This is a genomic window from Streptomyces sp. VRA16 Mangrove soil (assembly GCF_017377775.1).
Taxonomy (GTDB): Bacteria; Actinomycetota; Actinomycetes; order Streptomycetales; family Streptomycetaceae; genus Streptomyces.
Window position 1 is genome coordinate 1,199,915 of record NZ_JAFVLN010000001.1, and the last position, 13,137, is coordinate 1,213,051.

At 70.8% G+C, this 13,137-nt stretch carries 13 protein-coding genes and 1 pseudogene; 5 read left to right on the forward strand and 9 right to left on the reverse strand.

What is annotated here, in order from left to right:
* Window positions 1-51 precede the first annotated feature (51 nt).
* Complete coding sequence (locus tag J3486_RS05365; RefSeq protein ID WP_207818751.1) at window positions 52-318, forward strand: hypothetical protein; 267 nt, start codon at window positions 52-54, stop codon at window positions 316-318.
* A 31-nt stretch (window positions 319-349) separates the two neighbouring features.
* On the opposite strand, the gene msrA is transcribed toward J3486_RS05365, so the two are convergent.
* The 4 genes from msrA to arr form a co-directional block, all read right to left on the reverse strand.
* On the reverse strand, window positions 350-874 hold the full coding sequence (msrA, locus tag J3486_RS05370; RefSeq protein ID WP_207818752.1) for a peptide-methionine (S)-S-oxide reductase MsrA: 525 nt from the start codon (window positions 872-874) through the stop codon (window positions 350-352).
* A gap of 177 nt (window positions 875-1,051) precedes the next feature.
* Window positions 1,052-2,266, reverse strand: coding sequence for a carbohydrate-binding protein (locus J3486_RS05375; RefSeq protein ID WP_207818753.1), 1,215 nt, complete (start codon window positions 2,264-2,266; stop codon window positions 1,052-1,054).
* Between the two features lie 135 nt (window positions 2,267-2,401).
* Window positions 2,402-2,773, reverse strand: a complete 372-nt coding sequence (locus J3486_RS05380) for a hypothetical protein (RefSeq protein ID WP_207818754.1) — start codon at window positions 2,771-2,773, stop codon at window positions 2,402-2,404.
* Between the two features lie 79 nt (window positions 2,774-2,852).
* A complete protein-coding gene (gene arr / locus J3486_RS05385; protein ID WP_207818755.1) occupies window positions 2,853-3,263 on the reverse strand; it encodes an NAD(+)--rifampin ADP-ribosyltransferase in 411 nt (136 codons plus the stop codon).
* 275 nt (window positions 3,264-3,538) lie between these two features.
* Here arr and J3486_RS05390 point away from each other — a divergent pair, with 275 nt between their 5' ends.
* The gene (locus J3486_RS05390; protein WP_207818756.1) at window positions 3,539-4,330 is read left to right on the forward strand and encodes a hypothetical protein; all 792 of its coding nucleotides are present in this window, start codon (window positions 3,539-3,541) and stop codon (window positions 4,328-4,330) included.
* Between the two features lie 46 nt (window positions 4,331-4,376).
* Here J3486_RS05390 and J3486_RS05395 read toward each other — a convergent pair whose 3' ends face one another.
* Complete coding sequence (locus tag J3486_RS05395) at window positions 4,377-5,471, reverse strand: chemotaxis protein (protein WP_207818757.1); 1,095 nt, start codon at window positions 5,469-5,471, stop codon at window positions 4,377-4,379.
* Between the two features lie 160 nt (window positions 5,472-5,631).
* A complete protein-coding gene (locus tag J3486_RS05400; protein ID WP_207818758.1) occupies window positions 5,632-6,885 on the reverse strand; it encodes an amidohydrolase in 1,254 nt (417 codons plus the stop codon).
* A 376-nt stretch (window positions 6,886-7,261) separates the two neighbouring features.
* On the opposite strand from J3486_RS05400, the pseudogene J3486_RS05405 reads away from it, so the two are divergent.
* The 3 genes and pseudogenes from J3486_RS05405 to J3486_RS05415 all read left to right on the forward strand — a co-directional run.
* Window positions 7,262-7,522: pseudogene (locus J3486_RS05405) on the forward strand (hypothetical protein); the annotation flags it as partial.
* 271 nt (window positions 7,523-7,793) lie between these two features.
* Window positions 7,794-8,342: an NUDIX hydrolase gene (locus J3486_RS05410; RefSeq protein ID WP_207818759.1), complete on the forward strand. Its 549-nt coding sequence runs from the start codon at window positions 7,794-7,796 to the stop codon at window positions 8,340-8,342.
* 43 nt (window positions 8,343-8,385) lie between these two features.
* Window positions 8,386-8,970, forward strand: a complete 585-nt coding sequence (locus J3486_RS05415) for a DinB family protein (RefSeq protein WP_207818760.1) — start codon at window positions 8,386-8,388, stop codon at window positions 8,968-8,970.
* Between the two features lie 158 nt (window positions 8,971-9,128).
* Here the strand turns inward: J3486_RS05415 and J3486_RS05420 are convergent, their stop codons facing one another.
* Genes J3486_RS05420 through J3486_RS05430 form a run of 3 tightly spaced genes read right to left on the reverse strand, consistent with a single transcriptional unit; the run spans window position 9,129 to window position 13,029 of the window.
* Window positions 9,129-10,163 (reverse strand): LacI family DNA-binding transcriptional regulator, encoded by a 1,035-nt coding sequence (locus tag J3486_RS05420; protein WP_207818761.1) that lies wholly within the window; start codon window positions 10,161-10,163, stop codon window positions 9,129-9,131.
* A gap of 8 nt (window positions 10,164-10,171) precedes the next feature.
* Window positions 10,172-11,455 carry a glycoside hydrolase family 27 protein gene (locus tag J3486_RS05425; protein ID WP_229377413.1) on the reverse strand — a complete coding sequence of 428 codons (1,284 nt, stop codon included), beginning with the start codon at window positions 11,453-11,455 and terminating at the stop codon, window positions 10,172-10,174.
* Between the two features lie 50 nt (window positions 11,456-11,505).
* On the reverse strand, window positions 11,506-13,029 hold the full coding sequence (locus tag J3486_RS05430) for an alpha-N-arabinofuranosidase (protein ID WP_207818762.1): 1,524 nt from the start codon (window positions 13,027-13,029) through the stop codon (window positions 11,506-11,508).
* Window positions 13,030-13,137 lie beyond the last annotated feature (108 nt).

Genomic DNA, 13,137 nt, shown 5'->3' on the forward strand with positions numbered 1-13,137 from the left:
GACGGAGTCCGTGAACGAGCGGAGCCGGAGGCACCGGCTTAGCGTCCAGGTATGAACGATGACTCCGCCGCCCCGGCCCGGTACCTGCTCGTCCTGAAAGCCCGGCTGACCGCTGCCGACGGCCACACCGACCACGGCAATCCCCTGAGGACCGTACCGGTCGAGGCCACCGGCGAGGTGGGTGCGTCCGGCTTCCCGCGCTTCGCAGGTGACGGAGCGGAGGCCGACATCGATCCCGTCACCCGCACGGTCGAGGCGGTGACGGTCGACGGGAAGGAACTGCCCTACGGGTGGGTCGCCGAGGCCCAGGACGCGTAGTCCCGGGCCTCGGCGCGAGTGCCGTACGCGCTTACGACGTGCTCTCGGCCCCGGCCCGCCGCGGCAGCTTCCAGTTCGGCCGCGGGAAGTGGCAGGTGTAGCCGTTCGGGTAGCGCTCCAGGTAGTCCTGGTGCTCCGGCTCGGCCTCCCAGAAGTCACCCAGCGGCTCCACCTCGGTGACGACCTTGCCGGGCCACAGCCCGCTGGCGTCCACGTCCGCGATGGTGTCCAGCGCGACCGCGCGCTGGGCGTCGTCCGCGTAGTAGATCGCCGAGCGGTAGCTGCGCCCGATGTCGTTGCCCTGGCGGTCCTTCGTGCTGGGGTCGTGAATCTGGAAGAAGAACTCCAGAAGGTCACGGTAGGACGTCCGCGCCGGGTCGTAGACGATCTCGATCGCCTCGGCGTGATCGCCGTGGTTGCGGTACGTGGCGTTCGGGGTGTCGCCGCCGGTGTAGCCGACGCGCGTGGAGACCACACCCGGCTGCTTGCGGATCAGGTCCTCCATTCCCCAGAAACAACCACCCGCGAGTACTGCCTTGTCCGTCTCGCCCGGCATGCACAGCTCCCTTTCAAAGGTCCTGAGCGGGTCGTCCGCCCTCGGTCGTCATAACAGCGCGACCGGCCCTTTTCATCCTCGTGGAGCCTCGACGCGGCGCAAGTCGTCCGGGCACGCGCGCGGCCGCGGCCGTGGGGTGCTTCACCCCTCGACCGCGATCGTGTCCGGCGTTCTGGATCAGCAGGCGCCCTCGTCGGCCCAGGGGCCCCACTCGGCGGCGCCGGGCTGCTCGTTCTGGGTCCACCACTTGGCTTTCCAGTTGTGCCCGTTGTAGGCGACCTCGTCGCCCGCCGTGTAGACGGCGGTCGCGCTCCACGCGGCCTTGCAGTCGCCGGCGGGCGGTGTCGGTGTGCCGGTCGCGGGCGGCGTGGTGGTGGGCGGCGTGACCCCGGCGAACTTCACCGAGTACTTGGCGAAGTCCCAGGAGTTCTGGGCGACGCTGGAACACGTCCCCGAGGTCCGGCCGCCGTTGTCGGGCGGGGAGCACTGCCGGTCCCGGTTGAGCGACCAGAACGTGAACCGGTCCATGTTGTGGCTGGTCGCGTAGTCGAGAACCGTCTGGAAGTCGGCCTGGAGGAACATCTCACCGGTGTCGCTGCGGCCGTTCATGCCGGAGAAGCCCTCGTGGGCGTAGGCGGTGGCCTGGTCCCAGCCGAAGGTGGACCGGAGGATCTGGTTGAAGTTCGTCAGGGCGCTGGTCTGGGACGCCGCCCCGTTGAATCCGCCGTCGAACGGCATGATGGAGAAGTTGTTCGGCGTGAACCCCTGGGACTTCGCCTCCAGCAGCATCTGCTTGCCGAACCAGCCGGTGCCGTCCGCCGTGCCGGCCGTGGTGACGGAGACGTAGAGACCGGGGTTGTTCTGCTGCAGGATCTTGGCCGCGCCGATCTCGTTCCTGACGGCCGCGGTGTTCTCGTACTCGGGCTCCTCCAGGTCGAAGTCGATGGCGTGCAGGCCGTACTTGGTGATGACCTGCTGGTACGCGGCCGCGGTGGACGCGGCGTCCGCGCAGGCCTGTCCGAGCTTGGTGCCGTTGTAGCCGCCGATGGAGATCGACACGTCTCCGCCCTTGGCGCGGATCTTGTCGATGACGGCGCCGACCGCGGTGTCGGAGGACACCGGGGCCGTACCGTCCCAGGTCGGCGAACAGCCGCCGCCGTTGGGAGCGAGGATGAAAGCGAGCTGGAACGCCTTGAGGCCGGTGGCGTCCATGATGGCGCCGGCGTCCGGCGGGTCGTTGTCCAACGGCATCAGATACGGGGCTGCCGCGTACCACCGGTTGCTCAGCGCGGTGGACGCGTTGGCCGTGTTCGTCGCGACGAACGCCGTAGTGGCGAGTGCGACCGTGGTGATCGCGGTGGCCGCGCCCAGGGCTGCGCGAAGTCGTCTCACTCTGTGCCTCCTGTGCAGGGGGGAGTCGGCACAGCTTCTTGAGGCTGATAGGGACACGTCAATGCATTGGACTGGACCAGTACATGCTTTGGACTAGACCATGCCATCTCTTTGCCTGGGACCTCCGGGGCGCCCTCAGGCGGCGGCGTCGCGGGACACCTGGCGTGCCCACAGCACCAGAGGGATCTGAAGCGGCACCCGCGCCTGGGCGGCGCGCTTCAACGGGGCGGGCTTGTCACGCCAGTCGACGGCCATCTGCGCATTGGCGGGCACGACCGCGACGAAGAACGCGGCGGCCGCGGATGCCGCGCGGGCCCGCGTCCGCGGCAGGGCGATACCGGCGGCGAGGGCGAGCTCCACCGCGCCGCTCGCGTACGTCCAGGTGCGCGGCGAGCCCGGCAGGGCGCGCGGCACGATCGAGTCGAACGGCTTCGGTATCAGGAAGTGAGCGGCACCCGCCCCGGCGAGCAGGCCGGCGAGGAGGTGCGGGGAACGGGCGCGGGGCAAGGGGTCCTCCCGGTACTGGAGCAGCAGATGCCGCGCGATCCTACTTACCGGTAAGTACGGGTGTCGAGGGGAACCTCGGTCAGTTGATGATCTCGGCGCGGTCGTCCTCGCGGATCGCCGCCAGCCGGTCCCGCCAGCCCTGAAGGGCTTCCGGCGTCAGCCGTGTCCAGTCGGTGACCTCGTCGACGATCCGCAGCGGGTGCGCGCTGCGATAGGAACGGGTGGGGTTTCCGGGGAACTTCTTGTCGGTGACGTTGGGGTCGTTCTCGAACTCCCCGGTCGGTTCCACCCGGTACACGCGCGGCGCCCCGTCACCCGCGGCGAGCTCCGCGGCGAGCCCGGCGCCGTCGCGCAGCGCCGTGAAGTAGATGTGGTTCATCACGACATCGGGCCGGTAGTTGGAACGGAAACCCGCCGTCAGCTCGTCTCCGACCTGCAGATCAGCCTTGGTGCCGTGAAAGAACGGACCCTCATCCAGCGTGTTGCTCATCGCGGAAGGCTAGCAAGAACGCCATGGTGCGGCCGGAGCCCGGCCGGCCGCCCGCTGCGTGAGCTCGAAACACACGACTTTCCGGCCTCGGGACGGCCCGGAGAACCGTCGTCCGGGGCCTTGGCGGCCCCGTGTCTCCGGAAGCAGTCGGCACGACGGGCCCAGGGCTTCTACGTAAGGTGGGAACGTCCTGCCGGAGACCGTGGGAGGGGCTCTGTGAGCGAGGGAATCAGCAGGTCCGACGCGGAAGCGGCTGGGGGACTTGCGTCGCCAATGTGCTGTCGAGCCGCCTGATCGCCGAGACGCGGTGCGGTCAGCACTCCCGGCGGCTGGAGTACGCGCGTGGAGTCGCCGTCCCCCCGACGGCCGCTGCGGAAGAGGAGATCGGCGACGGAACCACCATCGCCTTCTGGCCCGACGCCGAGATCTTCGAGACGACGGACTGCTCGTTCTCCGTACTGGCCAAACGATTCAGAGAAGTGGCCCTGCTCAACCAGGGGCTGAGCATCTCGCTGAACGATGAACGTCCTTCCGGCGGACAGCGGGCGGTGCAGTTCCGGTATCCCGACGGGCCGTGGGACTTCGTCGCGTTCCTGGACGCGGAAGCGGAGGCCCGGTTTCCCCCGGACATCATCGCCTTCGCGCGCGACGACGAACGGATGGCAGGGACGGTCGAGGCGGCTCTGAGCTGGGGGGAATCGCGCTCCCACGTGCTGAGGACCTTCGCCGGCAGCCTCCCCACCCGTGAGGGCGGCACACATGCGGACGGGTTCCGGCAAGGGGTGGCCTCGGCCCTCAACGCGTACGCGCGTCAGCGGCTGCTGCTGACGGTGGGCGACCCCGATCTCACCTGGGAAGCGGTGAAGCAGGGCTTGACGGCGGTCGTTTCGGTGAAGCTGGACAGCCCTGAGTACGAAGGCGCCACCCGCGAAAGGCTGGCCGGCGCCTTCGTGCACGAGTGCGTCGAACAGGCCGTGGAGGAGCACGTCGGCGCATGGCTGGAGCGACACCCGGAACAGGCTGACGGCCTCGTCGACCGCATCATCCGGGCGGGGCCCGGGCACTGACGGCCGGCCTGTCGAGCGCGCCGGCCGCTCACGGTGTGCGGCGCGCTCAGAAGCGCAGTACGGCCGCCACGTGTCCGGCGTCCGCCAGCGTTCCGTCGGGGACGAAGGCGACCCCGGCCCCGGTCTCCAGCGCGGACTCCACGATCTCGTCGACGATGTCGTGGACGGCGTCCGCGTCGTCGTCCTCGGCGGGCATCAGGTGGCCCTCGCCGGCCCGGACCGTGACGCGGTAGTTCTCCTCGACGACGAGGCGGTGGATCCGGCCGTCGGAGGCCTTCTGCCACACCTCGTCGACACCGGCCGCGTACGTGTTGTTCCCGCGTGCCCGGTCGAGGTCGGCCAGCGCCTCGGCGACGGTGCGCTGCGCCTCGTCGGCGCGGGCCGGGGCCACGGCCTTCGCCACGGCGTCGGGGGCGGCCTGCGCGAGCCCGCCGAACGGCACCTGGACCGCGCCGTACGCGGCCGTCCCGACATCGGCGAGCAGCGAGAGCGCGGCCGGATCCCCGGTGACGTAGAGCGGGTGTGCCCCGGACGCCGGCGCACCCGCCAGCGCCCTGTCCGCGTCCCGGAAGAACTGGCGGGTCTGCTCGTCGCGGAACGTGCTGGGCAGGTCGCCGATGCGCTCCTCGCGCTCGGCGTCGGGATCCTCCAGGCTGCGCGTGAGCGGGAAGCCGTGGCCGGTGACCTCCGTGACGCGATCTCCCCGGCCGTCCCACAGGGCGATGCGGTCGGCCGCCACGCTGAGCACCCGGAACGGGCGGCCGGCGGCGTCGGCGGCGACCAGATTGCGGGTCAGGTAGGTGTCGGCGACGACGACGCGCTCGGGCACCGCCCGGTCGACGAACCACGTCTCGTGCTCGCCGGGCGCGGCGAACACGACGAGGCCGTCCTTGGCGTGCGCCAGGTCGATCTCCCGCACCGCGGACTTCAGCTGCCCGACGACGTCCTCGCGGAGTTCCTTGGTGACGAGGGGGTCCGCGTCGAGCCGGCGTTCCGCCTCGCTGACCAGATTGCCGAGACGGACCGGGTCCTGGGCGTTCTCGGGGCGCCGCCGGTGCGTCGGCATCGCCAGCGTCACGGCCGGATAGGGACGCTGTTTGCGCAGCTTTGCGAGGATCGCCGGGGTGAGTGAGGTCTGCATGCCTGACTGCCTTTCCTACTCGCGCCGGGCGCCGTTCGGTGAGGCCTGCCCCCGCACACCTACGAAACGTTACGTTCCCTCCAGAAATGGCACCATGTGAACCGTTCCGGGAAGGGGAGCGGAGCCGGGCCGACGGTTCGACGGCCGTTCGCGCGGGCCGTCAGTCCGTGCGCAGCCAGGTGAGCGCGGCGACGACGAGGGCCTCGACGCCCGTGCTCAGTGTGGGTTCGACGAGCGGGGCGAAGAAGGGGGAGTGGTTGCTGGGCAGCTGGTCCAGGGTGCCGTCCTGGAGGGCCTGGACCACGGTCTGCGTCTCCAGGCCGCCCCAGAACCAGAACACGGTCGGTACGCCGATCGTGTCGCCGAAGACGCCGACGTCCTCGCTGGCGTTGACCTGCGGCATGTCCAGCATGCGCGCCGGGCCGAAGTGCGAGCGGAGTGCGGCGACCGTGGTGGAGGTCGCCTCAGGGTCGCTGACCAGGGCGGGAGCGGCGGCCGACCAGGCGAGGTCGGGGTCGCGCGGCGCGTCGCTGGTCCGGCACTCGCCGCGGACGATGCGTTCGACGGCGGCGCGCAGCTGGGTGCGGGTCTGCGGCGTGTACGCGCGCAGATTGATGCCGAGCTCGGCAGTCTCGGGGATGACGTTGTCCTTGGTGCCGGCCTGGAGGCGGCCGACGGTGACCACGGCGGTCTCGCTCGGCGGCACCTCGCGGCTGACGATGCCCTGCAGGCGGGTCACGACGTTCGCCGCCATCAGGACGGGGTCGATGGAGGCCTCGGGGCGCGAGCCGTGGGCGCCGCGGCCGTGCAGGGTGACGTTCAGGGAGTCGGAGGAGGCCATCAGGGGGCCCGTGCCGTGGCCGATGAAGCCCGCGGGCAGCGGTCCGACGTGCTGGCCGAGCACGATCTCGGGCTTGGGGAACCGCTCGAAGAGCCCGTCGGCGATCATGTCCCGTGCTCCGCGCGCGAGTTCCTCGGCGGGCTGGAACACCACCAGGAGCGTGCCCTTGAACCGGTCCTTGGCCTGGGCGAGCAGGGTCGCTGCGCCGACCAGGCAGGCGGCGTGCATGTCATGACCACAGGCGTGCATGACCGGGACGTCCTGGCCGTCCTGGTCGACACCGCGGGCCCGACTCGCGTAGGGCAGACCGGTCTTCTCCTCGACGGGCAGCGCGTCGAAGTCGGCGCGCAGCATGACGACGGGGCCCTCACCGGCGCGCAGGACACCTACGACGCCGGTCCCGCCGACGCCCTCGGCGACCTCGTCGAAGCCCGCCGCCCGCAGACGTTCGGCCAGCAGAGCGGCGGTCCGGGTCTCCTGCAGGGAGAGCTCGGGGTGCGCGTGCAGGTCGCGGTAGAGATCGGCCAGCTCGTCCTTGATCGTGGCGAGCCCGGCAATGACCTGGTGTGCCATGTGCGGTGTCCTCCTCGGTGCCGGCATGTGCGGCGTACGCGCCCTCGCGGACGGTCCTTCCGGCAGCTTCGGGGACGCACACGGTCGGCGCACCTGCGCGGCCCCACAACATGCTTCCGTCACGCCGCGCGCGGGCCTCCCTGCGAGCCGTCGCCGTGGTCCGGGCGCGACGGACCGACGGGCGCGCATCACTGCCGTCCTGTGTGCGCCTCGTGATCTTCGCAGGGCCCGTCCGGTCCCGAACGGGCACCCCCGTGCGGGCGATCCGAAGCTCAAGTGACGCTGTCTGTCCGGCGACGACCCGCCCCAGCGAACCCGCCACGCCCCGACGCCCGCCCGGGCCGCGCGACCGTCAGGATGCGTTCAGGTCCCCGATGGCAGCACCGCGGCAGACCTGGTCTCCGGGCGCATGAACCTCGGCTACTGGCTCTCCGCCGTCCTGTTCGCCCTGGCCATCGCCGCGGACGCCGTCGCCCGGCGCACCATCGGCCTCGACGCGACCTGGGCCTTCTGGGATCGCGTACATCCTCACGCGTCCGCTCGGCGGCTCGATCGGCGACCACCTCTCCCAGCCGACCGGGGACGGCGGCGTGGCCTCGGCACGGTGGTGACCAGCGCCCTGATCCTGGCCGTCATCCGGCCGGCCCGTCCTGATCAGGTCACAGCGGCGTACGAGGGCTCCGTCCGCGGCGACGAGCGCGGCGGGGAGCCGGAACTAGGCGGGGGAGAGCTGGACGCGCACGCCCCGCACCGTGAAGTGATGGCCGACCGCGTCGAGCGTCAGGTCGCCGTCCGCGTCGGGCAGCCCGACGTCCAGGACGAGGACGTCACCCGGTGCCCGAACTTCCTACGGCTCCTCGCGGATCGGAGCGGCTCCCACGCGGCGGCGGCCCCGGGACCACGCCCCGATGTCAGTGGTCTCTGCGATCGTGCTCGTCGTGGATGAACTCGTGGAACGCGTTGACGCTCAGGACAGCATGCTCGGAGTGGTCAGTCGGGGGGAGGCCGTGCGGAGAGGCTGGCTGCACCGCGTCGCGGTAGTGGTGTGCCGTGACGGACAGGGCCGCTTCCTCGTCCATCGCCGCGCGCAGTCGCTGTCCCGTTTCCCAGGGCACTACGAACTCGGGGTCGGGGGCGCCGCCGCGGTCGGAGAGTCCTACGCGCAGGCAGCCGCCCGCGAGCTCAGAGAGGAACTGGGCGTGCCGGCACCCGTCCGCCTTCGGTTCACGTTCCTCAACCGGACCGGGCTCAGCCCGCACTGGCTCGGGGTGTGCGATGCCGTGCTGTCGGAGATCGGCGTCCCCGACCCGGACGAGGTGGCCTGGCACGGATGGCTGACCGAGTCCGAGGTGCGGCGCTCCCTGCGGCAGTGGACCTTCACTCCGGACAGCCGGGAGATCTTCGATCGGTACCTTGCTTCTCGTGCTGATACGGCACCTTCGCAGAACGAGGGATGAGGGATCTTGAGGCGACGACCGGCCCATGGCAGGCTCATGCCGCATGATCGATGATTTCGCGAAGGACAACCTGCACGGGAGACTGCGGCGGGACCGCAAGACGCTCCTCTGGAAGCTCGACGGCCTGTCCGAGTACGACGTCCGCCGGCCTCTGACCACGACGGGGACCAATCTCCTCGGTCTGGTCAAGCACGTGGCCAACGTCGAGGCCAGATACTTCGGCGAGGTCTTCGACCGTCCTTCCCCGGAGCCCCTGCCCCAGTGGCAGGACGCGGACGACACCGATCTGTGGGCCACCGAGGGCGAGACCCGGGAACAGATCATCGAGTTCTACCGGCGCACCTGGGAACACGCGGACGCGACGATCGACGAGCTGCCCCTCGACGCCCCCGGCCACGTGCCGTGGTGGCCGGACCCTTTTTCCCACACGAACCTGTTCGCCATCCTGGTCCATGTCCTCGGCGAGACCGTCCGGCATGCCGGACACGCCGACATCCTGCGCGAGGGCATCGACGGCCGGACCGGGGTGCGCCCCGAGCACGAGGAGCAGATCGACGAAGAGGCGCGTGCGGCCCACTGGGCGAAGATCGAGCGGGCGGCCAGGTCGGCCGCACGACTTGAGCCGTAGCGTCCGCACGACGTGAGCCGTAGCGGTAGAGGCGGGTGCGCCCGGGCGCCCGGCCCGGGACGGACCTGACGGCTCAGGACCTGGGACGCGCGGCCCGTGCGGGGGCGCGTTCCTCCGCGGTGACGCGGGACGGAGCGTCGGGCTCGGGTCCCCGTGCCTCACCGCTCGCCCCGTTGCGCACCCCCCGTCGTCGACTCGCGCGCCACCAGGTCGTACGGTGCGACGAACTCCTCCGGCTCGCCTCCGGACGGCTCCTCGATGCGGCGGACGAGGAAGTCGACGGCGCGCTCCGCCATGACGTCGTGGTCCGGGGCCACGGTCGACAGGGACGGGACGAGGAAGGCGCTCTCGTCCACGTTGTCGAAGCCGATGACCTTGACGTCCTGCGGGACGCGGAGACCGCCGTCCGCGAAACCGCGCAGGACGCCCATCGCCACGGTGTCGGTCACGCAGAAGACGCCGTCGACGCCGGCCCGGGAGGCGGCCGTCGTCCTGGCCCACTCCGCGCCGGCGGCCATCGTGAACTCCGTGATCTCGTACTCCAGCCGGCGGTCCGCGGGCAGGCCCGCGTCGAGGAGGGCCTGCCGGTAGCCGGTGCGGCGCAGGCTGGAGACGTCGACGTCCTCCGGGTTGTCGCTGATCGCGCCGCACAGGAACGCGATGTGCCGGCAGCCCTGGTCGACGAGGTGCCGGGTGGCCGCGCGCGACGCCTCGACGTTCGGCATGGCCACATGGTCCACGGGACCGCCGAAGATCCGCTCGCCGAGGACGACGACGGGGACCTCCGCCTTGAGCTGCTGAGCCTCGCTCGTGCTGAGGCCGGCGGCCGCGAGGATCACGCCGTCGTAGACGCGGGTGCGGGACTGGGAGAGCGCCGCCAGCTCGTTCTCCCGGCGGGCGTCGGTCTGCTCGATGCTCACCCGGAGCCCGTGGCGCCCCGCCGCCGCGATGATGGCGGAGGCAAGGCGTCCGTAGTAAGGGCGGTTCACCTCGGGGACGGCCAGGCCGATCGTTCCGGTACGGCCCTTGCGGAGGTTGCGAGCGGCCACGTTGACGCGGTAGTCGAGGCGGGCGATCGCGTCGAGCACCTTCTGGCGGGTGGCCGGGCGGACGTTGGGCCGGTCGTTGAGGACGTTGGAGACCGTCATCGCCGAGACGCCGGCCGCCTTCGCCACATCCTGGATCGTTGCCATGATGACGGTCAGATTAGGCGGTAGAGCGCGGCGCCGTGTGCCGGGAGCCCCACGTCCAGGATCCGCCCGTCGTGCGGGGTGTCGGTGCGGGTCCACAGTTCCCGTACGGCGGCCTTCGGGCCGGCGCCGATCGAGGACAGCGGGACGCGGTGGCGCACCGGGGCGGCGGAAAGGTTGAACACGGCGGCGTAGCGCGTGCGGTCCGTGTCGTCCTGCGCCGTCCACAGCACGAGGTCGCGCTCGCGCAGCACCTCACGGCCCGCCCGGCCGTGCCACAGGACGGCGAGTGCCTCCTCGTTCGTGAGCAGCTCGATCGTGTCCCGGTCCGTGGTGGGCAGGTCGCCGCCCATCATCAAGGGCGACCGCGCGATCAGCCACAGGCTCAGGAGCGTGATCTGCTCGGGGCGGGTGAGGCGCGAGTGGCGGTCCGCACCGCGTTCGGCGCGGATGCCGATGTGGCCGAGCGGCAGCATGTCGGCGTCCGCCCAGCCCCGTTCGGACTGCCACGGTGCCCACCGGGCCATGCGGGCGAACTGCGCCTCGACGTCCTCCCAGCGGTCCCACAGGTCGTCGCAGACCCGCCACATGGTGGCGTTCTCGCGCAGGTGCTCCAGATGGGCCACGGACAGGTCGGTACCGGGGGAGAGGCTCAGCTCGATCGGGCGCCCGCAGCGCTCGATCGCCCGCGCGTACGCGGCGATCTCCCGCTCGTGGTACGGGAAGAGCATGTCGTCGGCCTTGATGAAGTCGACGCCCCAGGAGGCGAACTGGGCGACCTGCGTGTCGTAGTAGGCCTGGGCGCCGGGGTGGTCGTGGTTCAGGCCGTAGTTGTCGGTGTTCCACGGGCAGACCGACGAGGTGTCCGCGATGTCGGCGGCCGTGAACTCCGTGCCCAGGACGGGCAGTCGGGCCGCCACCGCGCGCCGCGGGATCCCCCGCATGATGTGCAGACCGAACCGCAGCCCCATCCCGTGCACCCGCTCGGCCAGCGGCCCGAACCCGGCGCCCGCGCCCGCCGAAGGGAACCGGCCGGGCGCGGGCAGTTGGCGCCCGTGGGCGTCGAGCACCAGCGGCGCGTCGGGGTTGTAGCCATGGCTGCGGGCCGTCGGCTCGTACCACTGGATGTCGACGACGACCGTGTCCCAGCCGTACGCCAGCAGGTGGTCCCGCAGGAACACCGCGTTCGCGAGGACCTCGTCCTCGGTGACCGTGGTGCCGTAGCAGTCCCAGCTGTTCCACCCCATCGGTGGGCGCAGCGCACGGTCGGGGAGCGGGCGGGGCAGTGACGTCATCGCGCAGCCAATCGTTCGACTCGTTCAACGAGCCTGTCGGACAAGGGGGTTCAGAGCACCGGTGCCTGGATCGTGACGAACGAATGCGGCGGCACCGTCAGCGCGAGGCCCCCGTCCGCGACCTTCAGCCCGTCGAACTCCCGCGGCGCCACCGCCGCCTGCGCCTGCGGGGTGTTGTGGTCCTGGAGCCGCCCCGCGGTCAGCAGGCGGGCCTGCGGCTCGCCGATCGTGCCGCCGCGCAGATCGATGACGAGCTCGGCCGCCTCGTCGGCGTCCAGGTTGGTGACGGAGACGAGGAAGGAGCCGTCCTTGACACTCGCCGACGCCGACACGGTCGCCAACTCCGTCCCGTCCACGGACCGTTCGGTGTTCTCGCCCCGCAGGTGCACGGCGAGGGAGGTCGCGTCCTGGTGGCCCTTGTTCATCTCGAAGACGTGGTACGTGGGTGTCAGCACCAGCGCTTCGGTGTCCGGGTCGGTGAGGATCATGGCCTGGAGGACGTTCACCGTCTGCGCGATGTTCGCCATGTGCAGCCGGGCCGCGTGCTTGTGGAAGATGTCGAAGTGCAGGCTCGCCACGAGCGCGTCGCGCAGCGTGTTCTGCTGGAACAGGAACCCGGGGTTGGTCCCCGGCTCCACGTCCCACCAGGTGCCCCACTCGTCCAGGACCAGACCGACGGTTCGCCCCGGGTCGTAGACGTCCATGACCCGCGCGTGCCCGGTGAGGATCTCGTCGGTCCGCTGCGCCGCGACCATCGTCCGGTAGTAGTCGTCCCGGTCGAAGTCGAGCGCGCTGCCCTTCGCCTCCCACGGCCCGGCCAGCGTGTAGTGGTGGACGGAGATGCCCTGGAAGAAGTTCTTCGGAGTGGCGTCGCAGCCGAAGCAGCTGATCTGCTGCATCAGCGTCTGGGTCCACTCGTAGTCGGCGTCGGAGGCCCCCGAGGCGATCCGGTACAGCTTGTTGTCGCCGTGGTCACGGCAGTAGGTGGCGTACTGACGGGCGAGATCCGCGGAGTACTCGGCGCGCATGTTGCCGCCGCAGCCCCAGGTCTCGTTGCCGATGCCCCAGTACTTCACCCGCCACGGCTCGTCGCGGCCGTTGGCCTTGCGCAGCCGCACCATGGGGCTGTCGCCGTCGCGGGTCAGGTACTCGACCCACTCGCTCATCTCGCGGACGGTGCCGGATCCGACGTTTCCGCTGATGTAGGGCTCGGTGCCGAGGAGTTCGCACAGCGCCATGAACTCGTGGGTGCCGAAGCTGTTGTCCTCCTCGACGTTGCCCCAGTGCGTGTTGACCATCCGGGGGCGGTCCTCGCGCGGGCCGATGCCGTCCCTCCAGTGGTACTCGTCGGCGAAACACCCGCCGGGCCAGCGCAGGTTGGGGATGTCCAGAGCGCGCAGCGCCTCGACGACGTCGAGACGGATGCCGCCCTCGTTCGGGACCGACGAGTCCTCGCCGACCCAGAAACCGCCGTAGATGCAGCGGCCCAGGTGCTCGGCGAAGTGGCCGTACAGATGGCGGCTGATCGTCGGGCCGGGGATGTCCAGGTTGATGACCGCAGTGGCTCGGGGCACGGGTGACTCTCCAACGGGCAAAGGCCGGTACAGGCAGACGTGTAGTGGGGGAGACGCGGTTTGTATCGATAAAAAGTGGCATCGGGGCACGGCGCCGTCAAGGGGCGT